This is a genomic window from Micromonospora sp. NPDC007208 (genome assembly GCF_042869175.1).
GTDB lineage: Bacteria > Actinomycetota > Actinomycetes > Mycobacteriales > Micromonosporaceae > Micromonospora > Micromonospora foliorum.
In genome coordinates this window covers 1-25,119 of sequence record NZ_JBIAFG010000015.1, presented here as the reverse complement: position 1 = coordinate 25,119, position 25,119 = coordinate 1, and the positions used below count along the sequence as shown (strand labels likewise).

Below are 25,119 nucleotides of genomic sequence, written 5' to 3'. Positions count from 1 at the left end.
GCACATGGGCCGCGATCGGGTCGGCCCATGGTCGCACGCCGTCGTCGTACTTCCGGCGGTCACCAGTGCCGTCGGCGGCGGTTGGTCTCGTACGCCCACATCGCCACCTCGACCCGGTTACGCACCCCCAGCTTCGTCATCAGGCTGGTGACGTGCGACTTGACAGTGCTCAACGTGATGTAGAGCTCGTCGGCGATCTCCTGGTTGGTGCGTCCCCGCGCGACCGCGACCAGGACCTGCTCCTCCCGGTCGGTGAGCGCCTCGACGGGCTGCGTACGCGGCGCGGCCGGATCCGCGTCGGCGAACGCCTTCAGCAGCCGCGTGGTGACACTCGGCGCGATCAGCGCGTCCCCGTTGGCGGCCGCGTGCACCGCCTGGCTGAGCAGGTCAGGGCCGGCCTCCTTGAGCAGGAAACCGCGGGCGCCGGCCCGCAGCGCCGCGTACACGTACTCGTCGAGGTCGAAGGTCGTGATGACGACCACCGCGAGCGGCTCCGGGACCGTCGGCCCGGCGAGCGCGCGGGTGGCCTCAATGCCGTCCATGCCCGGCATGCGAATGTCGAAGAGACACACGTCGGGGCGGAGCCGTCGGGCGAGCGCGACCGCCTGGCGGCCGTCGGCCGCCCCACCGACGACCTCGATGCCGGGCTGAGTGTTCAGGATGATGGTGAGGCCGGTACGGACGATCTCCTGGTCGTCCGCCACGAGCACGCGCACCGTCACGCGCCGACCCCCTGGCGGGGGAGCACGGCCGTGACGGTCCACCCACGGTCGGGATCGGGGCCGGCCTCGCACGTGCCGCCGAGCAGGTCGGCGCGTTCCATCATGCCCATGAGGCCGAAGCCGGGCGAGCCGGTCGGACGGGAGCCGGCGGCCTCACCGTCGTCGCTGACCCGCAGGCGCACGGACGTGTCGTCGGCCGCGACGCTGACCTCGATGCGGGTGGCGTGGCGGGCGTGACGACGGGCATTGGTGACCGACTCCTGGGCCAGGCGGTAGAGCGCGGAGCCGACCGTGGGCGGAAGGCCGCCGAGGTCGCCGCGCAGGTCCACGTCGACGGTCGGCCCGGTGCGGAACTGGCCGGCGAGCCGCCCGATGTCGGCGATCTGCGGGCTGGGACCCAGGTCGGCGGGCTCGTTGCGGCGCAGAACGCGGACCATCGCGCGCATCTCGGCAAGCGCACGGGACGCCTCGGCCTCGATGGTGTGCAGCGCCTCGACGGCGGCACCCGGCTGGCTCGCCGACGCGGCGATGCCGGCCTGGGCGCGGATCGCCATCGCCGACACGTGGTGAGCCACCGTGTCGTGCAGGTCGCGGGCGAGCCGTTCCCGCTCCAACAGCTTCACCTGTTCGAGCTCGCGCAGCCGGGCGGCGGCGCGGAAGCGGATCGCCACACCCAGCGTGGCGGCGGCGACCATCACCGCGAAACCGGCGACCAGTTCGCCGCCGTCGATCGAGCCGACCAGCCCGGCGGCGGTCACCTTGGCCACCACGAAGAACGAACCGAGCACCGCATCCCGGCCGGAGCCCCAGCGGAACAGCGCGTAGACCAGGAGGACCAGGAAGCTCGCCGTGAACAGCTGGCAGGGGTCGCCGGGCAGCACCAACGGGGCGACCGTCGTGCAGCCGAACGCGATCACCACCATCGCCAGCGGCGCGGTACGCCGCCACAGGAGCGTGGGAAGCAGCGCGAGCACGACGACGACGCAGCCCACCCGCCACGGCAGGTCGGGCCGGAAGATCCCTTCCAGCACGATCGCCGGCGCGAGAACCGCGACCACCGCCCAGTCGCGCCACACCCGGGAGGGAACGGGTGAGACACGCGGCTCGGCCAGTACCGCGCGCAGGTGAGGGTGCATGGGCCCATCGTACGAACGGTGGTGCGACTCCAGATCGTCCCAAAGTACGACCCGGGTGGCCGGTCACTGGGCGGTGGTAACGATTACGGCAGCTGGAGTTTGGCCCGGACGGCGGCGGCGTCCGGGTGGTTGAGGGCCGTGAAGATGTCCAGTGCCCGCTGCCAGTCGGCCCGACCGGAGGTGGGGTCGCCGAGGGCGTGGCGGGTGTCGCCGAGCCGGGTGAGGGTGTCCGCCTCGCCCCAGAGGTCGCCGAGATCGCGGGTCAGCTCCAGCGTGCGCTCGTAGCACTCCACAGCCCGGGCGTACTGGCCGAGGTGGTGGTGGGCGAAGCCGAGGCTGTCCCAGGTGGCGGCCTCACCGGCGCGGTCGTCGAGCTGCTGGAGGAGTTCGAGCGCCTGCTCGCAGTACGCCAACGCCCCGAGGTGCTCGCCGAGCTGGGCATGGCACCAGCCGACCGCGTTGAGCGCGTCGGCCTGGGCCCTGCGGTGACCGGCGGCCTGGGCCAGCGCGAGGGTCCGCTTCGAGTGCTCAAGGGCCTTCCGTGGCTCGCCCTGCCGGTCCCACAGCGAGGCGAGGTTCTGGTGCGTACGCGCCTCGCCCTCGGCGTCGCCGCCCCGGACGTACAGGTCGAGGGCCCGTTCGAGGTGGACCAGCGCGTCGGCGTACTGGTTGACCACGGTGTGGGCGCCGGCGAGGAAGCGGTGCGCGACGGCCTGCGCGACCGGGTCGCCGAGACGCTCGGCGGCGAGCAGGGCCGCCCGGCAGGTCTCGACGCGGTCGTGCCAGTGCCCCTGCCGGTCCAGGAACGTGTCGAGGGCCCGCCCCAGCCGCCAGGTGTGCGCGTCGAATCCGGAACCGGCGGCCTGGCGGAGCGCGGCGAGCAGGACCGGGTGCTCGGCGGTCAACCAGGCCATCGCCTCCGCGTGGGTGGTGGGCCGCTCAGGACACACACCGGCCACGGGCGGGGTGATGAGGTGGTCGACCGGGTCGCTGTGCGGGCGCAGCAGAGCGTCGGCGGCATGGGTGGTGTGGGTGTAGTGGTCGAGAAGCCTGGTCGTGGCGGCCCTTCGGTCCGGCTCGGGATCGGTGCCGTCGCTGATTTCGGCGGCGTACGCCCGCAACAGGTCGTGCGCCGTGAACCGGCCGGGTCGGTACTCGGCGAGCAGGTTCGCGCCGGTCAGCTCGGTCAGCGACCGGCGGGTCCCATCCGCCGGCCGACCGGCCAGGCTCGCCGCCGCGGCCACCGTGATGTCCGGACCGGGGTGCAGGCCCAACTGCCGGAACAGCCCGGCCGCCGGTGGAGTGAGCGCGGTGTACGACCAGGAGAACACCGCGCGTACCTCACCGACGGCATCACCGGCATCCAGTACGCCGAACCGCTGACCTGCCGTGCCCAGCTCGGTCGCGAGGGTGGCCAGCGGGAAGCCGGACTGCTGGACTCTGGCGGCGGCGATGCTCAACGCCAGTGGAAGGCGGGCGCAGGCGGCGATGATCGCCTCGGCGGCCTCCGGCTCGGCGGCCACCCGTTCGGCACCGAGCCGGTTGGTGAGCAGATGACCGGCCGCGTCGCGGCTGAGCAGGCTGAGCGGGATCGGGTGCGCGCTGTCGAGGCTGACCAGAGAGGTGAGCTGGTTGCGGCTGGTCACCAGGACCGTGGCGGTGGGTGTGCCGGGCAGCAGCGGACGCACCTGTTCGGCGTCGCGGGCGTTGTCCAGCACGATGAGGACCCGTTTGCCGGCGAGCGCGCTGCGGTACAGGGCCGCCTGGGCGTCGAGGTCGGCGGGCACCCGGGCGGCCGGTACCCCGAGCGCGTCCAGGAAGCCGTGCAGCGCTTTCGCGGCGCTCAGCGCCTGCCCGCGCGGGTCGAAGCCGCGCAGGTTCACGTAGAGCTGACCGTCGTCGAACTGGTCGGCGACGCGATGTGCCCAGTGCACGGCCAGGGCGGTCTTGCCCACCCCGGCGGTGCCCGAGATCGCGGCGACCACGACGGCGGTGGGCGCGGCGACGAGCTTGTCGAGAAGGGCCAACTCGTCGTCACGGCCGGCGAGGATGGCCACGTCGGCGGGCAACTGCCGGGGCACCATCCGGTCGGGTGCCCGCGGCGCGCGGCGGCGGCTCTCCTCGATCCGGTCCCGGGCGCTGGCCAGCGCCCCCTGTTCGGCAGGTGTGGCACCAAGCAGCCGGACCAGGGCGTCGAGCCGGTCGGTGGGCGGCAACGTTTTTCCGGTCAGGTATTCCGCGATCGCGGTGTGCGACCAGCCGGTGCGGGCGGCCAGCTCTCGATAGGTCAACTCGCCGTCGCGCTGTTGGCGGGCGTGCCTGCGTCGCAACGCCCGTAACAACCCGGCAAGGTCGTCGGACGTTCGTGCATCCGCAGCATCCAGTGCCGTACTCCCCACCGACGAGAATCGACGTTCGTCAGTGTACGGCGGTGTACGGAATCCCGGCCAGAGGCCGGGCCCGATCGGCGATCCTCCTCGGGTGCAGAGCGCACTGATCGAACCATTGGAGGTCACGTGTCCGTACATCGCAAGTCTCTGGTCCTCGCCCTGACCGTGCTCGCGGCGACGCTCACCGTCCCGGCGGAGGCGGCGTCGGCGGCGGCGTCCGACGTGGCCATCTGCAGGACGAAGACCGCCTGCGCCGACGGGGGCCTGCGCGTGGCCTCGTCAGGCGGCTCGGCGCGCACCACAGGTGACATCACGACAAACGCGATCCCGGTGCCCACGCCGCCTGCGTTCCCGCCGGGTACCCCCTGCTATCGCGAGGAGGTTTCCGAGGAGGTCTACGAGACCGCCACCTACACCACCATCTACGAGTTGTTCTTCCAGGCGAGCGTCTGCCTGTTCTCCAACGAGATCGTGCTGTACGGCCTGGACACATCCCTCTCCTTCCCCAACGATGTGCAGGATCCCCGACTGACCTCGATGCAGTTCGTCGTGCGGGACCAGGTCGTCACCTACAGCCCGACCGAGAAGGACGGGTACTCCGAGCTGTGGGTGACCTTCTGCACCGACCCCGCGCAGCCGAACACCTGCCAGCGCTACCTGCACCGGCTGGGCCTCATCTTCAACCCTGCCTGGGTCTACCCGTTCTCCGTGTTCCAGCGTCTGAGCTGACCATGCGGGCGGTCTTTGTCTCGTGACTGATCAGGGCGTCTTTCACGTGGCTCCTACGGCGTGGGGCGCCCTGATCGCTCGTGGCGGCACCGGTTGCCAGCGGATCTCCGCGGCGTTACGTTGAGGTTGCCATCGATCACCGTCTACATCGCTAGGTACGGGGGCCGCATGTCCACGCCTGTCACTCGTCGCACCGTTCTCGCCGGTGGGGCCGGTGCCGCCATCGGCCTGGCCCTGCCCGGCCTAGCCGCACACGCCGGTGGTCACCATCCCACCAGCGTGAGCTTCACCCTCGACGCGACAACGCTCGACGGCGGTGAGCAGGTCACCTCGGTCACCCTCGACACCGGCCGGCTCGGGCCGATCGACCCGGCCGGGCTGACCCCCGCCACGTTCACCGTGCACGCCAAGGCCACCAGCCCGATCCCGATCGCTCCCGGCGACCAGATCTTCAGCGAGTACGACCTGGACCGCACGGTGACCGCGGCCCGACTCGACCGGCACGGCAACATCGTGCTGGAGCTGAGCCACGCCGAAGGTCAACCCGGCGGTGGCACCCTGGGCTACATCCTGAGCAGGGGCCGCAACGTCCGGCTGGACCTCGTCTACACCATCACGCAGAACACCCCCATCGTCCGGCGCCACGGCTCGCCGATCACCATCACCCGTTTCGTGCAGGCAGGGCTGTCGAACCCCGAGGTGGACGCCTTCAGCTACCACGTCTCGGGCTCGGGCCTGAAGTACCGGCTGTACTCGCCCGACCACTCGCCCGTGCGCGGTCGGCGGCCCCTGATCGTGTGGCTGCACGGCGGCGGCGAGGGCGCCTCACTGCCCGACGACTACTACGACAACGAGACCACCCTGCGCGCCAACCGTGGAGCGCTCGGCTTCGCCACCCCGCAGGCTCAGCGGATCTTCTCCGGGGCGTACGTCGTCGCTCCGCAGAGCACCTCCTACTGGATGGAGGACGGCCCCCGGTTCGCCCCGCTGATCCGCGAGATCATCCGGGACCTCGTACGCCGCAAGCGTGTCGACCCGGACCGGATCTACGTGGTCGGTTGCAGCAACGGCGGCTACATGTCCCTTGAGATGACCTCGACCTATCCCGACCTGTTCGCCGCGTCGGTGCCGATCTGCGGCGTCGTCGAGCCGCTCAACGGGGAGGGCCCGCCGCTGATCACCGACGCGGAGCTGGCGAAGATCCAGACCCCGACCTGGCTGGTCACCTCACGCGACGACGACACGGTGCCACCCGAGACCAACACCATCCACGCCCACGATCTCATCCCGGGCTCACTGCTCAGCCTGTACGACCACGTCGTCTGGAACGGCTACCAGTTCCCCGGCCACTGGTCCTGGATCTACGTGGCCCGCAACGATCCGAGCCTCAACGGCACCCACATCTGGCAGTGGATGGCCCGCCGTCGTCGGTGATCTGCCGTCCGGGGTCACGCGAGCGTGCCACGCCGATCGCGTCGGCCGGCATGGGTCACTGCTTGCGGCGTAGTTCGCGCAACACGCCGTGCCGGCGCAACGCCCACGCGAGGCGCCGCACGCGCGGGTGCCACACGAACAGCACCGCCGCCCGGCGGATCAGGCCGAACCGGTTGTCGCTCATCTGGTTCTCGATCGCCTGCCGGATCAGCTCGCGCACCTTGGCGCTGGCCAGCACCGCCCGCACCTCACGCCGCACCGCAGGGTCCTCGGCCGCCGACGCGATGGCGGCAGCCTGACCCGGTCGGTCCGCGAGCGGCTCCACCGCCGCCGCGACGAGCGGTCTGCGTACCTCGTCCTGCTCCAGCAGCAGCAACACCGCTTCCCGAATCTCGACCGTGTCCAGGGCGGACCGCAGCAGGTTCAGCAGGCTGCGCTCCACCTCGTGGTCATGGTCCGGAACGGACAGGGTGGCCAGCAGCCCCGCGATCTCCTCGAGATCGACGACGTGCCGTACCCCGGAGCGGAACTCCGGCAGCTCCCACGCGACCTGCAGAGCCTTGACGAGATTGCGGTTCATGGGCATCCGCTACCCGCAAGCGCCAGCCGGCGAAACCCTGCGGCCGGTCCGGGCCACCGCAGCAGCCACGGCCCGGCGGAGAGCGGCCGCCCAACCCGGGCGGCCGCTCCTCACCGGGTCAACACCACCTCACTGTCGGTGAAGGGCATAGCTCCTCCTGGCTGGATGGGCTCCGGACGAACCGGGACGGGTGTCGACGATCGCGGGCACCTCGACCGGTGGGTGACTACTCCAGGTGGAAGGTGGCCGAGGCGCGGTCCGCGCTCGAACTGACCGCCTCGATGTAGAGCAGTCCGTCGCGGTGGCGCACATGGCGGCCCGGGAAGTTCTGCGACTCCAGGGAGATCCCGGCGCTGTCGGCGAGGCCGGCTTGACGACGGAAGCTCGCGTCGCCGCCGAACAGCGCCGAGCCGTCGTTCTTCTCGACGTACAGGGCGTAGCCCCGGTGGCGTAGGTAGTAGCCGGGGAAGTTTGTCGACTCCAGCGACACCGATCCGCCGCCGGCCAGGCCGGTGACGATGCGGAACTGGGAGTCGGCCAGGTTGGTCACGTTCGGCTCGATCCGGGCCCGGTAGTCGTAGTGCCGGATGTAGCTGCTGGCCTGGTCATGGGACCGCAGTCGCACCGGTGTGGCCCCGTCGGGCACCGGGATGCCGAAGTTCGGGGTGCCGTCGGCGTTCCAGTACACCTTCTGTAGCCGGGTGCGTCGGTTCGGGTCGTTGAGCGGGTCGCCGGTGATGTCGCGGTAGTTCCGGTCGTGGTAGACGAGGATGTCGCTCTGCCCGTCCTCCGAGACGGTGAACGAGTTGTGGCCGGGGCCGTACTGGCTGGTGGCCGCGTTGCTGGTGAACACCGGGCTGGGGCTCTTGCTCCAGGAGGTGGCGTCGAGCAGGTTCGCGTTCGCGGAGGCGCTCAGCATCCCGAGGCAGTAGTTGGCGTCCGTGGCGCTGGCCGAGTAGGTCAGGAAGATCCGGCCGTTGCGTTGGATCACCGCCGGCCCCTCGGCGACCCGGTAGCCGCGGGTCTCCCAGTCGTACGTCGGCACGACGAGCCGGGTAACGGTGCCGGTGATCTGCCACGGGTTGGCACCCATCCGGGCGAGGTAGACGTTGGAGTTGTTGGAGATTCCCGGTTCCTGCTGCGCCCAGGTCAGATAGCGCACCCCGTTGGCGACGAAGGTCGAGGCGTCCAGGCTGAAGGTGTCCCAGGGGGTCGTGATCCGGCCGCGTTCCGTCCACGAACCGGTAAGAGGATTGGCGTTGGCGTTCTCCAGCACGTACATCCGGATCCGCCACACGTCGTCGGTGCGGCCCGCGGCGAAGTAGACGTACCACCGGTTGTTGATGAAGTGGATCTCGGGCGCCCAGATGTGGGCGCCCATCTCTCCGCTGGTGTGGCGGCTCCAGATCGTCGTCTCCGCCGCCGTCGCCAACCCCTGCAGGGTGGTGGCCCGGCGCAGCACGATCCGGTCGTACTGCGGCACGGTCGCGGTCAGGTAGTAGTAGCCGTCGGTGTGCCGGAAGATGTGCGGGTCGGCCCGCTGGTTCACCAACGGGTTCGTGTAGTTGACGGCCGGTGCGGCGTGCGCCGGCCCGGCCACGGGCAGGCCGGCCGACACGGCGAGGACCACCAACCCCGCGGCCAGCACCGACCGCAGACGCCGAGAGCCACCGTGGCCGGCGGGTCCCCGGCGGACGGCCCGGCGGGTGATCGGGTCGATTCGAGGGAATGGCAGCGGCATGTGTCCTCCGCGAGCTTGGGAACGGCCATTGACCAGCACCGGTAACGCCACCGCGGCGCCGTAGTCGATCCGGTCGACGCCGCGCGGCGAGGTCGGGCAGGACCGGGGAGAGGCGCGAAGGGCTGGGAATGTGACGGTGGCGTTGCTGCCAGGTGGCGAAGTTCATGTTGGCGTTAACATCGATACATGTCAAGGCGGGACTGCCGCTCACCTGGGCGGAACAGCGGTCCTCGCGTACGTGGGGGTAGGGTCCTCGGCGTGCTGCGACGGTGGGTTCTGGCGGTCCTGACGGCGACGTGCGGCGTGCTGGTGGCGGCGGCGCAACTGGCCGACGGTCTGCCCGTCGTCGGCGGCGTCGAGCTGTTGGTCTTCCTGGTGTTGGCGCTGCTGCTGTCGCCGTGGGCCTTTCCCCGCTCGATCGGTGCCGCCGAGGCGCAGCGGGCCAGCGCGGTGGACGGACGGCCGATCGTCTACTGGCGTCCCGGCTGTCACTACTGCCTGCGGCTCCGGTTCTCCCTCGGCCGGCTCGCCCGGCGGGCGCACTGGGTCGACATCTGGCACGACCCCGCCGCTGCCGCCGCCGTCCGGGCGGTGGCCGGCGGCAACGAGACAGTGCCCACCGTCGTGCTCGGCGATCAGGCCGTCGTGAACCCCGACCGGTCCTGGTTCCGCCAGCAGCTCCGCTCGTCCTGACCCGGCGACACCCTCATCCCGCGAGGGCACCGGCGAGGTACACCGCGAGCGGGCGGCGCAGCACCGTGATGTCGCTCGTCGGGTCGCCGTCCACGATCAGCAGGTCGGCCTCGAATCCGGGGCGGACGCGGCCCTTGCGGCGCCCCAGGCCACACACCTCGGCGCCGACCGAGGTGGCCGCGGCGAGGGCAGCGGTGGCGGAAATGCCGCAGGCTACGTACTCGACGAGCGTCTCGGGCAGGATCCCGTGCGGTTTCGCGGGGCCGAGGCCCGCGTCCGAACCGGCAACCAGGCGGACCCCGGCCCGGTGCAGGGTGGCAAAACCGTCCCGCAGCGCGGCCTCGCTGAGCCCGGCCCGCGCCGCCATCTCCACCACCTCCGGTGGCGTGACCACGGCCGGATCGGTGCCGAGCGTGGCACAGACCGCCACCCCCGACGCGGCCAGCCGGTCCGCGAGTTCACCGGGGACGTGGGCGCCGGCCGCAGTCACGCAGGTGCAGTGCTCGATCCCGTCCACGCCGACGCGCAGAGCCTGCTCGACGGCGCTGAGCGCGTGCGCGTGCGCGGTCACCGGCAGACCCAGCTCGTGGGCCTGGGTCAGTGCGGCGGTCAGCTCCTCGTCGGTGAACTGCGGCCTCGTGGTGTCGGTGCCGGGGGTGAACACCCCGCCGCTGGCCATGACCTTCACCAGATCGGCGCCGGCCGCCGCCCGCAGTCGTACGGCCTCGCGGACCCCGTCCACACCGCTCGCCTCACCCCCCAGCGACCAGCAGTGCCCGCCGACGCTGGTGAGCGGTGCGCCCGCCCCAAGCACCGTCGGCAGGTCGTCACGCAAACCCCTGTCGCGCCAACGGAGCACCGCTCCGCGCCGGTCGCCCAGGTCCCGAACCGTCGTGACGCCGGCCGCCACGTGCGTACGCAGCGACGCCTCGACGACCGCGTCGAGGTCTGTCTCGGGACGCTCGGCGAGCCGGCCGAGCGCGTCAGGTCCGGCGTCGGCACACAGGTGCACGTGCGCGTCGACCAGGCCGGGCAGCAGAGTGCCGTTCGGCTCCTCGCGCACCGACCAACCGGCCGGCGCGTCGGCCCTACCCCGGTGCACGTCGACGATGCGCCCGTCGTCGAGCAGGACCAGCACCCCGCCGTCCACGAGCCGTTCGCCGTCGAACATCCGGGCCACCCGGACGGCATGCTTCGTCATCGTCACTCCAACCCGTCCCGCTCGGCCACAACTGCCACCACCGGTGGCCCCTCCGCTGGCGGCCACCGGTCCTGGCCCGACCATCGCACCGCCACAGGGCGCACAGCCTCCCTCGCCAGAGCGATATCCATCCCCCTGCCAGGTCGGCACCTGTCGGGTCAGTCGGGACATCACCAGTCGCTGTGGCGTTTTCGCCAACACCTGCTGGGGATACCGACGCCGCCCGACTTCTCGCGCTGGACGGGCGACGACAGGAGGACGGTCATGGCGTTGGCCAACCCGGCACCCGACTACTTCGAGCCCGAGGACGGCATGTTCCTCGCGACATTGCTGATCGTGCGCGATCTCGCGCGATCACGGGAGTACTACGAGCGGGTGTTCGGGGCGACCTGCGTCCACGAGAGCAGCCCGCTGATCATGAAGTTCTTCAACAGCTACATCATCATCAACGTCGAGGGCGGTCCGACGGACGACAAGCCGACGGTGCAGGCCAAGGCGCCAGCCGACTCCAACACCCTGAGCTGCGCGATGAACGTCCGGGTCCGGGACATCCGGAAACTCTACGAGGAGTGGAAGTCCCGGGGCGCGGACTTCCTCACCGAGCCGAAGGACCACGGAACGGAGATCCGCTGCTACCTGCGTGACCCGGACGGCTACCTGGTCGAGGTGGGTCAGGGTCTCTGACGGTCTTCTCCGTGGACTGTGCGGCGCTGCCGAGAGTCGACGGCTTCGGCCTGCCGGCAGATGGCTCGGCGGGTATGCCGACGACGAGGTGATCGGGAGTATCGCGGAGCAGACCCTCGCCGGGCGGGAGAAGGCCGGCGAGATCGTCGTCCCGCTGGCGCAGTGGTACTCCCACGTGGAGCGGGAGAAGCACAGGCTGACGAGCGGGTGGGTGTCGCTCGCCCGTTTTGCGCTGACCGACGAGTTCTACTACGGCAGTTTCGTCATCGGCCACGACGACCTGGCCGCCGGTCGGCTGGACGAGGCGCTCTCCGTGACCGAGTTCAGTGAATAGAACACCGCCTCGTCTGATCGGCCAGCCATTGCGATCTTCGACTCGGCGGCCGGCTAACCTGACCTGCGGTGCCTCGAAACCGCGTGACCAGAGGAGTCGATGCTGAGATGACGGCAGGACGACCGATGCCGACCCAGGACGAGGTGCTCGGGTACTTCGACACCCTGTCGAACTGGGGACGGTGGGGCGACGAGGACGAACTCGGCACGCTGAACCACATCACCGACGACGTCCGGTTGGCGGCGGCGCGGGCCGTGCGGCACGGCCGGAGCGTGTCCTGCGCGTGGGAGGTCTCCGCACCGGGAGACATGGAGCGGTCGACGACGACGTGCCCGTGCACCGCCGACATGCCGGGTGCCGAGAACATGCCGCCCGCCTTCCACGCCGACCGGCGCTGGGGCTTCTCGTCCGAGCGGGTCGGCATCTCGTACCACGGCAACACCGTCACCCACCTGGACTCGCCGTGCCACATCTACTGGGACGGCACGATGTACAACGGGCGGTCGCACTCGTTGGTCGACGCCGCAACGGGTTCGGCGTGGGCGGCAGTCACGGCGGCCGCGAACGGAATCGTCACGCGTGGTGTCCTGCTGGACGTCGCGGCGGTCCGCGGTGTGCCGTGGTTGGAGCCGGGGGAGGGTGTGTTTCCCGACGACCTCGAGGAGGCCGAGCGTCGCCAGGGTGTGCAGGTGCGCCCCGGCGACGCGGTACTCCTGCGGACCGGCTACGGCCGCTTCCGGCACGAGAACGGTCCGGCGAGCGGGTTCACGCAGGCCGGCTGGCACGCGTCCTGCCTGCCGTGGCTACAGGAACGGGGGGTGGCGCTGATCGGCGCCGACAGCCCTCAGGACGTTCAGCCGTCCGGGTACGACGACGTGTTGATGCCGGTCCACGCCGTGAGTCTCGTCGCGATGGGTCTGTGGATGCTCGACAACTGCGACCTGGAGGCCTGCGCGACGACGGCTACCGAGCTTGGCCAGTGGGACTTTCAGCTGGCGGTGGCACCGGTCCGCTTCGCCGGCACGTCCGGCAGCCCGGTCAACCCGATCGCCACGTTCTGACCGCTGCGGCGGTGGCGAGGAGCCCGGCTCCGGTCGACAGTGGTTCGGGGCTGCTCAGCTCAGCTCCATGACGGGCCGGGTCAGGATCTCGTCGGCGTACCCGTCCTCAGAGGCGAGCCACTGGCCGAAATCCTTGTCCCGGTAGGCGGTCGCGAGGGCGAGCCACCCCAGGAAGAAGCCGCTGCCTCCGCAGGTGGTGCTACCGCCATCGCCGCCGCACACGATGGCGCGCTCAGTGGTCGCCTGGTGCTTGTACCCCACCCCCATTCATCCGCGGTCGTCGTCGGCAGGTCGACGCTCGCCAGCTGGGCCATCGCCTCGTCATAGGAGACGTCCGTGAACGCTCGGGCCCTCGCCACCTGCCCGGTCCGGTCGAACTCGACGATCAGCCCACCGGCCGCGTCCCGGCGGAAACGTCACGACCCGAACGCGTAGCCGCCGGGTCGGACCGGGTAGCGGGGAACGTTGTACGGCGCGGTGTCGATGCAGTACCGCTTGGCGGGTCTGGTCGGATCGCCGCCGGCCTGGAGCGTCTCGATCTGGTCGGCTCGACCCGGACCATCCTCAATGATCTTGATAACGAAGACGTGGTTGACCATCGGGCTCCCGCCTTCCGGAACGACAGCGGTTACCAGGGCGGTGTCGCCCACCACGCTGACGCACGTCACCTCGGCGAGCCCCTCGCTCACCACGCGCCCGTCGGGCAGCGCGTGCCGGAAGCGGAACACGCCGTGGCCTGTCCCGTGGCGGTCGACCCAGCCCAGGACGCCGAACCGGATCTGATGACCGAGTGTCCCGGGCTCGTCGTAGACGAAGCCTCCGACTCCGGCGATCCAGGCACCCGGCGTGGCGGGCACCGCGGGTGGGTCCTGGTCGTCGGCCTGCGCCGACACCGGGGCACCGACGACCGTCACGACCCCGGCAAGTATGGCGACAAGCAACCTGCGGATTGTCATTGCTTCTCCATTCTTCGAACCCTGGCTGCGCGCCGGCCGTAGTCGACGGCCACGGCGATGACGAGCGGGCCCCACGCGAGCATCGGGGCGTAGTAGCGGAGCACCTCCCAGCCGGGCGGCGGATGTACCGGTTCGTCCTCGCCGATGCCGACCCAGATGCTCTGCACAAAGTGGAACCTCTGGTTCAGGAGGAAGTAGACGCAGATGGCGACGAGCGACCAGCCGCCGGTCAGCGCGACGCGCACGACCGGACGCGCCGGGATGCGACGGCCGCCGATGCGGGGCACCCAGTGCGGAAATCGCTGTCCCCACCGGTGCACCAGCCCGAGGGTCAACAGGGCCAGGCCCATCGACAGGGTGGACAGGAAGATCATGTACCAGTGCGTGGTGGCATCGTCGGTGAACACCAGCGACAGTCGCCAGGCCGCGGACGGCAGGACGCAGAGCGGTACGGCGTAGGCGGCCCAGACCGCCCAGGGCGGCGGGGTGGCGGTCGAGACGTGGGCAGAGTCGGTGGGGCTCATGGGTGCTCCGATCCTGGAAGCTCGGTCATGGTGGTGTCGGCCGAGGTGGCGAGGGCGTAGCCGGTGGCGGTGACGGCCATCGACACTCCCCAGCCGAGGAACACCAGCAGCGTGGCGGTGACCGCCCACCCGTCCCGCACGTCGGACCAGCGCGTTTCACCTGTGAGCAGTTCGCCGACGAGCACGGCGATGCTCAGCACGCCGTAGGTGACCAGCGTGAGCGCCACCACGCCGGCCGGGATCACCGCCAGCCGTCGGGGGACCTGCCGACCGTGTAGTCCCGGCACCCAGCGCGGAAACTGCTGCCCCCACCGCTGGACCAGCCCGAGCACGAGCAGGCCGGCAAGTGGCGGGACGAGCGTGATCGCCACCCCCGTCCACGTGGAGAGGTTCCGTTCGATGTCGTTCAGTTCCCGCTCGGAGATGCCGAGCGGAACGCCGAGCACCCACAGCGCGTGCGGAACGGCCCAGCCGACCACGGGCAGCGCGACGGCGACGTACGCCCAGCGGCGCGTCCACCGCGGCACCGGTCGGTAGCCGACGGCGGCCGGTCCGCGCTGGGACCCGGATGCGTTCGCGAGCCCGGCGAACAGGACGCCACCGGTGACCAGCACGAGGCGGGCTCCGAGGTCACGCCAGTCCGAGGGCCGCCCCGCCAGCGCCGCCGGGATCTCGAAGGCCAGGTGCAGCGGGAACGCGACCACCAGGAGCAGCGCGGCCGCGGCCCAGCCACCGGCGGTCGCCCAGCGGCCGGGAAACCGGACCGTGCATGCGAGCACCACCGCGAGGGCGACGCCGACTCCCACCGCTCCCCACCCCGACCAGAACGGCAACGCCATGACCTGGTCCGCGCCGCACCCGCCCGTCGGATCGACCAGTGCGGTGCGATCGCAGGCGGTGTACGCCCACCGGCCACCCGCGATCCAGTACAGCCGCTGAGCCACCGCAGCGACGACGAACACGGCACACGCCAGCACCCACGGTCTGGTGCGGGTCGGTATCTCAACGACAGCCATGGACCAACGATCGCTGGCTGCGGATCGTCTCTCCTCCCCGACAGCAGGGGAAGCGCTCCCTCTGCCGGGGGACAGGCCGTCGTTCGGGGTGCGGACGCGGCGGTTCGGGGACGGCGAGAGTGCTCAAGGAATGCTCAAATTCGATCGACGTCATCCACTGAAGCCGCAAACGCACATACGCTCACCGGACCCGGCCCGCCGGTAATCACCCGTCGTAACAGAAGGAGGGGGAATGCGGCGTACACAGCGACGCATCGCGCTTCTCGCACTGTCCACCCTGGTAGGTGGCATCCTCGTGACGACTGGCCCTGCGGGTGCGGATCCCAAGGGGTCGTCAGCCGTCGCCAGCCGAGCCCAGCTTGACGATCGTGAGTCGGTACGGCTCGTACACATCAGGCTGACCGGTGCCGACATGCTGGACAAGGTGGCCGCGGCCGGCTTCGACCTCGAACACGGCCTCCGGCGCGTGCCGAACGGCATCGAGGGCGAGGCGGTGGTGACCGCCGAGCAGGTCGCCGAACTTACGGCGATGGGCGTGACAGTGCTCGGCGACGACGCGGGCTTCGCCTGGAGTGACGAGGCCGACGGCGGCCTTGGCATCGGCGCGGCCGGCGCGCGGGCGGCCCAGCCGGCGAACCACGAGGCGACGGTACGCGTCGTCCGCGCCGACTGGTTCACCACCAAGGGTCAGGGTTTCCTCTACGTCGAGGCGCGGACCACCGAGGGACAGCAGGCGGACCCGATCGTCGGGATGCAACTGGAGAACGACTCGGGGAAGGGCACGCCGTTCGGCTTCGCCCGGACGATGAGCCGGTTCGTCGACTCCGGGCAGTACATGTTCCACCGGAACCTGTTCAAGCTCGACGTACGCCCCAACAAGATCCAGGTGACGAGTTCCACCGGTGGCGTCACGACCGGTGTCGTCTCGAACTGGTTGGAGGACGCCCCGCCGCCATTGACGGCGAACCCGTCCTACAAGTCTGACTTCGTGGACGGTTACCGGCACCCGCAGCAGCTCTACAGCCGTGCCAAGGAGATCGCCCGCCAGTACCCGGACATCGCCGAGATCGTCTACCTGCCGAACCAGACGAACGGGTACCAACGCAAGGCGCAGGCCCAGATCGGCGGTACGGGGCAGGCGGCGGTCGTCGTCACCTCGGCGGAGTGGGGTCACCAGGGCGGCAACGACGTCACTGTCGACTTCGTGGCCCGGCCCGACCCGGACCTCCCGCTGGCGGTGGAGGTCACCGGCAAGGCGGTTCGCGTCCTGCTCGCCACGGACGCCTCCGGTGCACCGGCGAGTACCGCCGCCGAGGTGGGAGAGGCGCTGCGGACGCGCTCCGCGGGGCTCATCGACCGGGCGCACCCGTACCGGACCAACGAGGGCAGCGGAATCGTCGCGCCGACGGCCGGGCCGGTCGCGCTGACCGACTTCCTGGACCAGAAGCGGGTCGGCGCGCCGGCGGGGGAGGTGCCGCGCGGCCCGGCCACGATCCCGGTCCTGCGGATCGGCAAGCACCGTGACGGGAAGAAGCCCGGCGTCCTGATCCAGGCGCAGGACCACGCCCGCGAGTGGGTGCCGGCGACGACGAGCCTGGAGTCCGCCGAACGGCTGGTGCACAACTACCGGTCCGATCGGGAGACGAAGAAGATCGTCGAGAACACCGACGTCTTCTTCATCCTGTCGAACAACCCAGACGGGGCGAACTACAGCTTCTACAACTTCGCCTCCCAGCGGCGGAACCTGACCAACCACTGCCCGGACGCGAACGCCGATCCGGGTCGACGCAACTCCTGGGGCGTGGACCTGAACCGGAACTACCGGGTCGGTTCGGGGCACGACGGCTACGCGGGTGCGTCGACCAGTTGCGTCAGCGACACCTACCAGGGGCCGGAGGAGCTGTCCGAGCCCGAGTCGAAGAACATCATCTGGCTGGTCGAGAAGTACAAGAACATCAAGTTCATGATGTCGGTGCACTCGAACGGTGGTCAGCTCTTCTGGCAGCCGGGCGCCTACATCGCGGACGGCCGGATCACCACGCCGCGTCCGCCGCTGGGTGACGAGGCGTTCTACTGGCAGTCCGCCGCCCGGATCCTGTCGCAGGTCAAGGCGCACCGGGAAACCGTCGTCACGCCGGAGAACGTCGGCGGCTCGTCCGACGTCCTCTACTCCTCGGCCGGTAACGTGCGCGAGGACCTGTACCACACCTACGGGATCTACGCGTTCGGCTGGGAGGTCGGCGGCTCGGTCTACAACCCGGCCACCGGGGACTGGCAGGGCGGTTCGTTCCAACCGGAGTGGGACGGCAACCCCGAGCTCGTCAGTGGCCACGCCGAGACGATGGAGTACGCCAACGGCATCATGGAGATGTTCCGGGTCGCGGCGGACTGGGGCAGGGACAACAAGAACCCGACGTCCCAACTGATCCCCGGCGCGGGACGCTACTCCGGGCCCGTCGACGTGCACTTCGAGACCAACGAGCCGGCGACCATCTACTACACGACCGACGGCAGCCGGCCCACGCTCGAGTCGCCCCGCTACGCGGCGACCGAGTTCCGCGAGCCGGGGCAGGTGTTCCACGTGACCGAGACGACGACGTTCAACTGGTTCTCGGTCGACAGCGCCGGCAACATCGAGAAGAACTACGACCCGACGAAGAACGACAAGCGCAACAACTACCGCACCGCGACCATCAGGATCGCCAAGAGGTAACGCTGCTCTCCGACAACCGGTGCCCCGTCGGTGCGGTCCAGCCGCGCCGACGGGGCACGGTCGCTGCTGACCCACGCCGCGCCACACCCGACCCCGAGCCAACCGCCAGCCGCGGTCGCGTATCCCCGTTTGGCGCTGATGGGTTTGCCTGGGCCCCCTTCCATCCGATCTGACCCGATCGCTTCGGCGGCAGTCTCACAGGCGAATGTTGGCTGGGCGTTGGACGGCTGACGGCTGACGGCCGTGCTGCCCTTTCCGTTTCGCCGCGCGGGTGCAACGATCCTGCCACTGGGTGCGGGGCGCGTCGTCGATCGATGGCCGACGTGCGCGCAGTCGAGACAGATCGCGCTCCTGGAAAGGGATCATGCGGTTCGAAGTCCTGGGGCCACTGCGAGCCGTCGACGCGTCCGGATCGGTGGTTCCGGTCGGCAGACGGCAACATGAGGTGGTGCTGGCCTGCCTCCTCGCGGCCGGCGGACGGACCGTCACCGACGGCATCCTGCGGGAGGCCCTGTGGGGTCACGATGCGAACGAGAGTAAGCAGGTGGCGCTGCGGGTCCTCGTCCATCACCTGCGCCGCAACCTGGGCACCGGGTCGATCACCCGCACGGCCGGCGGCTACCGAATCATGCTGGACGGCCACCAGCTCGACGCCGACGAGTTCGTCACGCTGGTCGACGCCGCCGCCCGGGACGAGGCACGAGGCCGGCTCGCCGAGGCGCGTGAGGGCTACCGGGCCGCGCTGCGGCTGTGGCGGACAACGGACGCCTACCAGGGCACGGCCGACACCGATCAGGTCAGGGGTGCGGCCGACCACCTCGGCGAGCAGCGCCTGGGCGCGTACGAGCGGTGCGTCGACATCGAACTCAGCCTCGGGCTGCACCGGGAACTGTGCGCCGAACTGTCCGCCGTGGCCTCGGCGAACACGCTGCGCGAGCGCTTACAGGCGCAACTGATGCTGGCGCTCGTCCGCAGTGACCGCCGGGCGGAGGCGTTGACCGTCTACGAGCGGACGAGGCGGATCCTCGCCGACGAGCTTGGTGCCGATCCGGGCATCCGCCTCCAGCAGCTGTACACCGCGATCCTGCGCGGACCCGCGCAGGCGGTGACGCCGACCGCCGCTCCGGTCACCGTCCGGCCGGCGCAGTTGCCCGCCCCGCCCAGCAACTTCGTGGGTCGCCACGACGAACTCGCGGCACTCGACGCCGTGAACGCCGAACCCGGGTCCGGTCAGCGGCTCGCGGGTTCGGTGGTGGTCACGGGCTCCGGCGGCATGGGCAAGACAGCCCTGGTCACCCAGTGGGCCCACCAACACCGGCAGAGCTTTCCCGACGGGCAGCTCTACCTCGATCTCGACAACGACGTTCCAGTGTCGGTGACGTTGGCCCGGGCCCTCGTGGATCTCGGCATCGCACCCGATGACGTGCCACGACAGGCAGAGGCACGCGCGGCACGACTTCGGTCGTTGCTCTCCGGCCGGGCGGTGCTGATGGTTCTGGACAACGTGGGCAGCGCCCAACAGGCCCGGCCGTTCATCCCCGGCAGCGGTGGCAGCCTGCTGGTGATCATCAGCCGCAACCGACTTGACGGGCTCGTCGCCCGCGAAGGCACCCACCTGCTGGTGCTCGCGCCGCTGCCGGTCGAGCCGGCCACCCGCCTACTACGGGCGACCGCCGGGATGACCGGGCCCCCAACCGACGACATCCGTACTTTGGTGGAGCTGTGTCACGGGATGCCGCTGGCCATCCGGATCGTGGGAGCCCACCTGCGGCTGGGGACCAGCCCAGGCGTCCTCGTCGGCGCCCTGCACGACGAGCGCACCCGCCTCGCCCGGTTGACCACCACGGACGGCGATGTGAACGTCCCCGCCGTCATCGCGGTGTCGTACCGGCGCCTGGCCGCATCGGAACGTCAGCTGTTGCGCCGTCTCGGGCTGCTGGACGCCCACGCCGTGCCACCCGGTGCCGCCGCCGCACTCTGCGGCATCACCTCCGCAACCGTCCTCACCGACCTGATCGGGCGGCTCGCCGCGGCCAACCTCGTCGCCGTCGACGCGGCCGACCGGCTTAGCCTTCACCAGCTGACCCACCTCTTCGCTCGGGAGCAGGGGCAGCGCGACGACACCGCCGCCGATCAAGCGAGCGCGGAACGGCAGGCGCTCCGCTGGTACGCGCAGGCCGCCGACGCGGCACAGCAACACATACGCCCGACCGTGGGCCGAGCGGGCCGTGACACGGCGCCCGAACCGCGTCCGCTCTTCCTGCCGGACCTGGCCGACACCGCGGCCGCTGTCGCCTGGGTCGACGCGGAGGCGGACACGATCATCGCGATGATCGCCCAATTCGGTGGGACGCATCCCGACCTCGTGTGGCCACTCGCCGCGAACATCCGGGGTTGGCTGCAACGCCGGGCTCCCCGCGGCACCTGGATCACCGTTACCGAGCAGGGCATCCGGGCCGCCGCCCTGGCCGGCAGCAGCATCGGCGAGGCGACGCTGTACGCGAGCCTGGGCGTGGCACACAGCCTCCTGCTTCAACGGGTCGAGGCCAGAGCCGCCTACCTTCGCGCGAGCACGCTCTTCGAGCAGAACGGCGACGATGCCGGCAGGGCCGACGTGGAGGCGAGCCTGGGTGCGATGCTGGCCGACGGCGGAGCTCTCGACGAAGCGCTTCCGCCGCTGTTGCGGGCACGGCAGCTCGCGGCCGGGCTGGATGATCCGGATCTCCTGTTCAAAGTCGAACTCAACCTCGGCTACCTGCATCGACGGGCCGACCGTCAGCAGGAGGCACTCGACGCCTACACGTCGGCGTTGGCGGCCGCCGAGCGTTCCGACGACCGGGACTGGTTGTCGGCGAGCGCCCACGTCAACCTGGGTCGACTGCGGTTCCTCCTCGGCGATGTCGACCTGGCCGATCACCACTACGACACGGCTGTCCGTCTCGCCCGGAGCCGCGGCGACCGGATGCTGGAGGCATGGGCGCTGCACGGTTGCTCCGACGTCGCCGCGGCCCGCCGCGACATCCCGGCCGCCATCGCGGCCCTGCACGAGGCCGTCACGATTCTGGAGCGCCTGGGCGACCGGCGCCTCGACGAGATGCGTGCCCGTCTGGCGGAGCTGCTGTCGGACACCTCCGGACCGGCCCCACGAGCGACCTAGCCCATGGTCGGCAGTCATGTTTCGGGCCGGTTAACATTGACGTTCTGCTATGTCGGGAGAACACTCGGACCTGGCTCCGGATGACCGTCGGACCGGAGCCGTTGGCTGCCGGACTCCCACCGCGCCCGAAGGATCCAGGATGCGCAGACTCGCCCGCCTCAGCGCCGCGCTGCTACTACTCGCGGCGGCGACCACGACCGTCGTCACGACCACCGACCTGCCGGCAGCGGCCCTGGAGAACGGGCTGGCCCGCACCCCGCAACTGGGGTGGAACGACTGGAACAGCTTCGGCTGCAACGTCAACGACGGGCTTGTCCGGCAGACCGCGGATGTCATGGTGTCCAGCGGAATGGCCGCCGCCGGGTACCAGTACGTCAACATCGACGACTGCTGGTCGACGCGCAGCCGCAACAGCAACGGCGATCTGGTCCCCGATCCGCAGAAGTTTCCCAATGGGATGAAGTCGCTCGCGGACTACGTACACGGCAAGGGTCTGAAGCTCGGCATCTACTCCTCGGCCGGGCTCACCACCTGCGCCGGGTACCCGGCGAGTCTCAACAACGAGCAGCGCGACGCCAACCTGTGGGCGTCCTGGGGCATCGACTACCTCAAGTACGACAACTGCGGTGACACCCAGGGGCGCAGCGGCCAGCAGCGCTACACCGCGATGCGGGACGCGCTGGCCCGCACCGGCCGACCGATCCTGTTCGCGATCTGTAACTGGGGCAACGACGACGTCGGTTCGTGGGGGCCGGCCACCGGTAACTCCTGGCGCACCACCGGCGACATCGCCGGCAACTGGGGTTCGGTGATGGGCATCCTGGACGCCCAGCCCCGGTGGGCCGCGTCCGCCCGGCCTGGCGCGTGGAACGACCCGGACATGCTGGAGGTCGGCAACGGCCTGACGGACACCGAGTCGCGGGCCCACTTCAGCCTCTGGTCGCTGCTCAACGCGCCGCTGATCGCCGGCAACGACCTGCGTTCGATGAGCGCGACCACGCGGTCGATCCTGACCAACACCGAGGTCATCGCGGTGAACCAGGACTGGGGTGGCCGGCAGGGCAACAAGATCAGCGACAGTGGCGACCAGGAGGTCTGGCTCAAGCCGATGGCCAACGGCGCCGCCGCGGTGGTGCTGCTCAACCGGGGCGGCGGCACGGCCACCGTGTCGACCACCGCGTCCGCGCTCGGGTTGGGCAGTGCGTCGAGCTACTCGGTACGGGACCTGTGGGCGCACACCACAGCCAGTTCCGGGCCGACGATCAGCGCGTCCGTCCCATCGCACGGCGCGGCGATGTTCATCGTCTCCGGCGGCGGGACCCCCCCACCCGGCGGCGGCACGAGCGTGTTGCGCGGCGTCGGCTCGAACCGTTGCCTCGACGTGCCGAACGGCGACGAGACCAACGGCACGCTGCCGGTCATCTGGGACTGCCACGCCGCCGCCAACCAGCAGTGGACCCGCACCGGCGCCGGCGAGCTGCGGACCGCCGGCGGCAAATGCCTCGACGTCTACGACAACCGCACCGCCAACGGCACCGCGGTCGAGGTCTGGGACTGCAACGGGCAGGCCAATCAACAGTGGCGGCTCAACAGCGACGGCAGCATCCTCGCGGTCGGTGCCGGCAGGTGCCTCGATGTCATCGGCAACGCCACCGCCAACGGCTCCACCGTCGCGATCTGGGACTGTAACGGCGGCAACAACCAGAAATGGCGTACGTCCTGACCTCGCCGGTCGGCGAGGTCAGGACGCGGCGGCCGGCTCAGCTGCCGTGCACCTCCAGCTCCCACAACGAGTAGCCGTACGCGGGCAGGGCCCGCTGGGTGCCCTGGACGCGCAAGTAGCGGCCGGTGGCCGAGATGGCGATGTCGTCCACGCCGCCGTCGCCGGTGGTCGTGGTGTGCACCGGTGACCAGGTGACGTTGTCCGGGGACACCTGGATCTGGTACGCCCGCGCGTACGCCGCTTCCCAGGTCAGCCGTACCCGGTCGAGGGTGCGGGACGCGCCGAGGTCCACCGAGATCCACTGCGGGTCGGCGTACGCGCTGCCCCACCGGGTGGTCGCGTTGCCGTCCACGGCGTTGGCCGCCACGTGCGTACTGCCCGGCTCCACGCTGGACGCGGTGACCGGCCGGCCCCGGGAGAGCAGGGTGCCGGCGGCGGCGGTGCCGTAGACGTTGAGGTCCCACAGGGAGTAGCCCCACTGGGTGGCGCGCTGGGTGCCGTACACCCGCAGGTAACGGCCGGTGCCGGTGACCGTGAGGTCGTCGACGCCGCCGTCGCCGGTGGTCGTGGTGTGCACAGGCGACCAGGTGACGTTGTCCGGCGACACCTGGACCTGGTACGCCCGCGCGTGGGCCGTCTCCCAGGCCAGCCGCACCCGGTTGACCGCGTACGTGGCACCCAGGTCGACGGTGATCCACTGCGGGTCGGCGTAGGCGCTGCCCCACCGGGTGGCCGCGTTGCCGTCCACGGCGTTGCCCGCCACGTGCGCGCTGCCCGGCTCGACGCTGGACGCCGTCACCGGCCGGTTCCGGGCCAGGTCGGTGGCGGGCGGCTCGCTCGGGCCGTCGGTCTTGATCCGCACGTTGCGGTAGTTGATGTCCATCCCCGCGCCGTCGTTCTGCAACCCGATGTAGCCGTTGGCGATGGCCCGGCTGCTGACGTAATCATTGATCTTGACGCCGTTGAGCCAGATCTCGACCCGCTGGCCGTGCACGCCGATCTCGTAGGTGTTCCAGGAGCCGGGTGGGTTGAGCGCCGCAGCTCGGGCGGCCTGGTCGGGTGCCTGGAAGCTGTAGACGCTGCCGGTGGTGCGCGTCGGGTCGCCATCGGTGGCGTCGATCTGGATCTCGTGACCGGCGGCGACCGGACCCCACGGGTCGCCCTGCGGATCGGGGAACCCGATGAAGACACCGCCGTTGTCGTCGCCCGGCATCATCCAGTCGACCTTCAGCGAGTAGTTGGCGAAGGTGCGCACCGGGTACCAGAGCAACCCCATGCCGCCGTTCGACGTGAGGGTGCCGTCGGCCAGGGTGAAGCCGCCCGGCCCCGCCTGCCGCCACTGCCCGAGGCTGGCCTGGGTGCCGTCGAACAGCGGGGTGTAGCCGGGCTCCGGCCGGCAGTCGGCCGGCACCGCCCCGGCTGCCACCTGGATGCCACCGAGCAGCATCCGGGTGAAGTTCGGGTCGGTGTAGCTCTGCTCGGTGTGGCCGAGGCCGGTGTACCAGGAGCGTCCGCCGCCGTAGCTGTGGCACCAGGTGATCGGGTGGTCGCCACTCATCGACCCACCGGTGTACGACGACTCGTCGAGGCTGGCCAGCACCTTCACGGCCGAGCGGGGGTTGGCCCGGTAGTTGTACCACTCGTCGGTGCGGGTCCAGGTCGACGGCAGGTGCGCGGTCGAGGCGTTGGCCCGGTCCTCGACCCGCACGGTCGCCTGCTGGGTGGCCGGGTGCGAGGCGAAGTACGCGCCGACCAACCCGCCGTACCACTGCCAGTCGTACTCGGTGTCGGCGGCGGCGTGCACCCCGACGAAGCCGCCCCCGGCGGCCACGTACGCCTCGAACGCGCCCTGCTGGCCGGCGTTGAGCACGTCGCCTGTGGTGCTGAGGAAGACCACCGCCTGGTACTGGGCGAGGTTGGCCGTGGTGAAGGTGGCCGCGTCCTCGGTGGCGGTGACGGTGAAGCCGTTCGCCGCACCGAGTTGTTGGATCGCGGCGATGCCGTTCGGGATGGACGAGTGCCGGAAGCCGGCGGTCTTGGAGAAGACCAGGACCTTGCCCACCGGTGCGGCCTCGGCCGGGGTCGGAGCCACCGTCGCCGCGCCGGCGGCGAGGGTGAGTCCGGTGACGACGGCGGCGGCGAGTGTGCTGATGGCGCGTCTGCGCATGGATAGCTCCTTGTGGGAGGGGTGGACGGACGGGCACGGCACGGCCGGGGGGGGGGGGCCCCCGGGCCCCCCCCCGGGGGGGGGGGGGGGGGGGGTCGTGGGGAAAGTTCAACCCGGGCGCAGACGCCCCCGGAGCGGTAAGAGCCCCCCCCCCGCCC

General features: G+C 70.7%; 20 protein-coding genes. 9 read left to right on the top strand and 11 right to left on the bottom strand.

Annotated features, from left to right (window positions below):
* Window positions 1-59 precede the first annotated feature (59 nt).
* The 3 genes from ACFYL6_RS25180 to ACFYL6_RS25170 all read right to left on the bottom strand — a co-directional run bounded on the left by ACFYL6_RS25180 (window position 60) and on the right by ACFYL6_RS25170 (window position 4,323).
* Window positions 60-722, bottom strand: coding sequence for a response regulator (locus ACFYL6_RS25180; RefSeq protein WP_387174776.1), 663 nt, complete (start codon window positions 720-722; stop codon window positions 60-62).
* Entirely contained in the window at window positions 719-1,858 is a 1,140-nt protein-coding gene (locus ACFYL6_RS25175) for a sensor histidine kinase (protein ID WP_387174774.1), read from the bottom strand. Before ACFYL6_RS25175 ends, ACFYL6_RS25180 begins: the two co-directional genes overlap by 4 nt.
* An 83-nt stretch (window positions 1,859-1,941) precedes the next feature.
* Complete coding sequence (locus ACFYL6_RS25170) at window positions 1,942-4,323, bottom strand: ATP-binding protein (protein WP_387175072.1); 2,382 nt, start codon at window positions 4,321-4,323, stop codon at window positions 1,942-1,944.
* A 51-nt stretch (window positions 4,324-4,374) separates the two neighbouring features.
* Between ACFYL6_RS25170 and ACFYL6_RS25165 the strand changes: the two genes are divergently transcribed.
* Together ACFYL6_RS25165 and ACFYL6_RS25160 are read left to right on the top strand one after the other, a co-directional pair.
* Window positions 4,375-4,977, top strand: coding sequence for a hypothetical protein (locus ACFYL6_RS25165; protein WP_387174772.1), 603 nt, complete (start codon window positions 4,375-4,377; stop codon window positions 4,975-4,977).
* A gap of 168 nt (window positions 4,978-5,145) precedes the next feature.
* Window positions 5,146-6,411 (top strand): prolyl oligopeptidase family serine peptidase, encoded by a 1,266-nt coding sequence (locus ACFYL6_RS25160; protein ID WP_387174770.1) that lies wholly within the window; start codon window positions 5,146-5,148, stop codon window positions 6,409-6,411.
* A gap of 55 nt (window positions 6,412-6,466) precedes the next feature.
* On the opposite strand, the gene ACFYL6_RS25155 is transcribed toward ACFYL6_RS25160, so the two are convergent.
* Together ACFYL6_RS25155 and ACFYL6_RS25150 are read right to left on the bottom strand one after the other, a co-directional pair.
* On the bottom strand, window positions 6,467-6,991 hold the full coding sequence (locus ACFYL6_RS25155) for a hypothetical protein (RefSeq protein WP_387174768.1): 525 nt from the start codon (window positions 6,989-6,991) through the stop codon (window positions 6,467-6,469).
* 226 nt (window positions 6,992-7,217) lie between these two features.
* Window positions 7,218-8,732 (bottom strand): family 43 glycosylhydrolase, encoded by a 1,515-nt coding sequence (locus ACFYL6_RS25150; RefSeq protein ID WP_387174766.1) that lies wholly within the window; start codon window positions 8,730-8,732, stop codon window positions 7,218-7,220.
* A gap of 258 nt (window positions 8,733-8,990) precedes the next feature.
* Here ACFYL6_RS25150 and ACFYL6_RS25145 point away from each other — a divergent pair, with 258 nt between their 5' ends.
* Complete coding sequence (locus ACFYL6_RS25145) at window positions 8,991-9,425, top strand: glutaredoxin domain-containing protein (protein ID WP_387174764.1); 435 nt, start codon at window positions 8,991-8,993, stop codon at window positions 9,423-9,425.
* A gap of 13 nt (window positions 9,426-9,438) precedes the next feature.
* Here ACFYL6_RS25145 and ACFYL6_RS25140 read toward each other — a convergent pair whose 3' ends face one another.
* Window positions 9,439-10,626: an amidohydrolase family protein gene (locus ACFYL6_RS25140; RefSeq protein ID WP_387174762.1), complete on the bottom strand. Its 1,188-nt coding sequence runs from the start codon at window positions 10,624-10,626 to the stop codon at window positions 9,439-9,441.
* A gap of 264 nt (window positions 10,627-10,890) precedes the next feature.
* On the opposite strand from ACFYL6_RS25140, the gene ACFYL6_RS25135 reads away from it, so the two are divergent.
* From ACFYL6_RS25135 to ACFYL6_RS25125, 3 genes are all read left to right on the top strand, one after another.
* On the top strand, window positions 10,891-11,310 hold the full coding sequence (locus tag ACFYL6_RS25135; protein ID WP_112583511.1) for a VOC family protein: 420 nt from the start codon (window positions 10,891-10,893) through the stop codon (window positions 11,308-11,310).
* Between the two features lie 88 nt (window positions 11,311-11,398).
* Window positions 11,399-11,644, top strand: a complete 246-nt coding sequence (locus ACFYL6_RS25130; RefSeq protein WP_387174760.1) for a hypothetical protein — start codon at window positions 11,399-11,401, stop codon at window positions 11,642-11,644.
* A gap of 107 nt (window positions 11,645-11,751) precedes the next feature.
* On the top strand, window positions 11,752-12,705 hold the full coding sequence (locus ACFYL6_RS25125) for a cyclase family protein (protein WP_387174758.1): 954 nt from the start codon (window positions 11,752-11,754) through the stop codon (window positions 12,703-12,705).
* Between the two features lie 54 nt (window positions 12,706-12,759).
* Here ACFYL6_RS25125 and ACFYL6_RS25120 read toward each other — a convergent pair whose 3' ends face one another.
* From ACFYL6_RS25120 to ACFYL6_RS25105, 4 genes are all read right to left on the bottom strand, one after another.
* Window positions 12,760-12,966, bottom strand: coding sequence for a hypothetical protein (locus tag ACFYL6_RS25120; RefSeq protein ID WP_387174756.1), 207 nt, complete (start codon window positions 12,964-12,966; stop codon window positions 12,760-12,762).
* Between the two features lie 155 nt (window positions 12,967-13,121).
* Entirely contained in the window at window positions 13,122-13,661 is a 540-nt protein-coding gene (locus ACFYL6_RS25115) for a hypothetical protein (RefSeq protein WP_387174754.1), read from the bottom strand.
* Entirely contained in the window at window positions 13,658-14,185 is a 528-nt protein-coding gene (locus ACFYL6_RS25110) for a hypothetical protein (RefSeq protein WP_387174752.1), read from the bottom strand. The genes ACFYL6_RS25115 and ACFYL6_RS25110 overlap by 4 nt, the downstream gene beginning before the upstream one ends.
* A complete protein-coding gene (locus ACFYL6_RS25105; protein WP_387174750.1) occupies window positions 14,182-15,201 on the bottom strand; it encodes a hypothetical protein in 1,020 nt (339 codons plus the stop codon). The genes ACFYL6_RS25110 and ACFYL6_RS25105 overlap by 4 nt, the downstream gene beginning before the upstream one ends.
* Before the next feature lie 232 nt (window positions 15,202-15,433).
* Between ACFYL6_RS25105 and ACFYL6_RS25100 the strand changes: the two genes are divergently transcribed.
* The 3 genes from ACFYL6_RS25100 to ACFYL6_RS25090 all read left to right on the top strand — a co-directional run bounded on the left by ACFYL6_RS25100 (window position 15,434) and on the right by ACFYL6_RS25090 (window position 22,794).
* Window positions 15,434-17,914, top strand: coding sequence for a M14 family metallopeptidase (locus tag ACFYL6_RS25100; RefSeq protein ID WP_387174748.1), 2,481 nt, complete (start codon window positions 15,434-15,436; stop codon window positions 17,912-17,914).
* 364 nt (window positions 17,915-18,278) lie between these two features.
* Window positions 18,279-21,071 (top strand): BTAD domain-containing putative transcriptional regulator, encoded by a 2,793-nt coding sequence (locus ACFYL6_RS25095; protein ID WP_387174746.1) that lies wholly within the window; start codon window positions 18,279-18,281, stop codon window positions 21,069-21,071.
* Between the two features lie 139 nt (window positions 21,072-21,210).
* A complete protein-coding gene (locus ACFYL6_RS25090; RefSeq protein WP_387174744.1) occupies window positions 21,211-22,794 on the top strand; it encodes a ricin-type beta-trefoil lectin domain protein in 1,584 nt (527 codons plus the stop codon).
* Window positions 22,795-22,831: 37 nt separating this feature from the next.
* Here ACFYL6_RS25090 and ACFYL6_RS25085 read toward each other — a convergent pair whose 3' ends face one another.
* Window positions 22,832-24,961, bottom strand: coding sequence for a ThuA domain-containing protein (locus tag ACFYL6_RS25085; protein ID WP_387174742.1), 2,130 nt, complete (start codon window positions 24,959-24,961; stop codon window positions 22,832-22,834).
* Window positions 24,962-25,119 lie beyond the last annotated feature (158 nt).

Excerpts from the sequence above, each read along its gene's own strand:
- ACFYL6_RS25175 (WP_387174774.1), bottom strand. The coding sequence starts at position 1,858 with ATGCACCCTCACCTGCGCGCGGTACTGGCCGAGCCGCGTGTCTCACCC.
- ACFYL6_RS25160 (WP_387174770.1), top strand. The coding sequence starts at position 5,146 with ATGTCCACGCCTGTCACTCGTCGCACCGTTCTCGCCGGTGGGGCCGGT.
- ACFYL6_RS25155 (WP_387174768.1), bottom strand. The coding sequence starts at position 6,991 with ATGAACCGCAATCTCGTCAAGGCTCTGCAGGTCGCGTGGGAGCTGCCG.
- ACFYL6_RS25150 (WP_387174766.1), bottom strand. The coding sequence starts at position 8,732 with ATGCCGCTGCCATTCCCTCGAATCGACCCGATCACCCGCCGGGCCGTC.
- ACFYL6_RS25140 (WP_387174762.1), bottom strand. The coding sequence starts at position 10,626 with ATGACGAAGCATGCCGTCCGGGTGGCCCGGATGTTCGACGGCGAACGG.
- ACFYL6_RS25135 (WP_112583511.1), top strand. The coding sequence starts at position 10,891 with ATGGCGTTGGCCAACCCGGCACCCGACTACTTCGAGCCCGAGGACGGC.
- ACFYL6_RS25125 (WP_387174758.1), top strand. The coding sequence starts at position 11,752 with ATGACGGCAGGACGACCGATGCCGACCCAGGACGAGGTGCTCGGGTAC.
- ACFYL6_RS25115 (WP_387174754.1), bottom strand. The coding sequence starts at position 13,661 with ATGACAATCCGCAGGTTGCTTGTCGCCATACTTGCCGGGGTCGTGACG.
- ACFYL6_RS25110 (WP_387174752.1), bottom strand. The coding sequence starts at position 14,185 with ATGAGCCCCACCGACTCTGCCCACGTCTCGACCGCCACCCCGCCGCCC.
- ACFYL6_RS25105 (WP_387174750.1), bottom strand. The coding sequence starts at position 15,201 with ATGGCTGTCGTTGAGATACCGACCCGCACCAGACCGTGGGTGCTGGCG.
- ACFYL6_RS25100 (WP_387174748.1), top strand. The coding sequence starts at position 15,434 with ATGCGGCGTACACAGCGACGCATCGCGCTTCTCGCACTGTCCACCCTG.
- ACFYL6_RS25095 (WP_387174746.1), top strand. The coding sequence starts at position 18,279 with ATGCGGTTCGAAGTCCTGGGGCCACTGCGAGCCGTCGACGCGTCCGGA.
- ACFYL6_RS25090 (WP_387174744.1), top strand. The coding sequence starts at position 21,211 with ATGCGCAGACTCGCCCGCCTCAGCGCCGCGCTGCTACTACTCGCGGCG.
- ACFYL6_RS25085 (WP_387174742.1), bottom strand. The coding sequence starts at position 24,961 with ATGCGCAGACGCGCCATCAGCACACTCGCCGCCGCCGTCGTCACCGGA.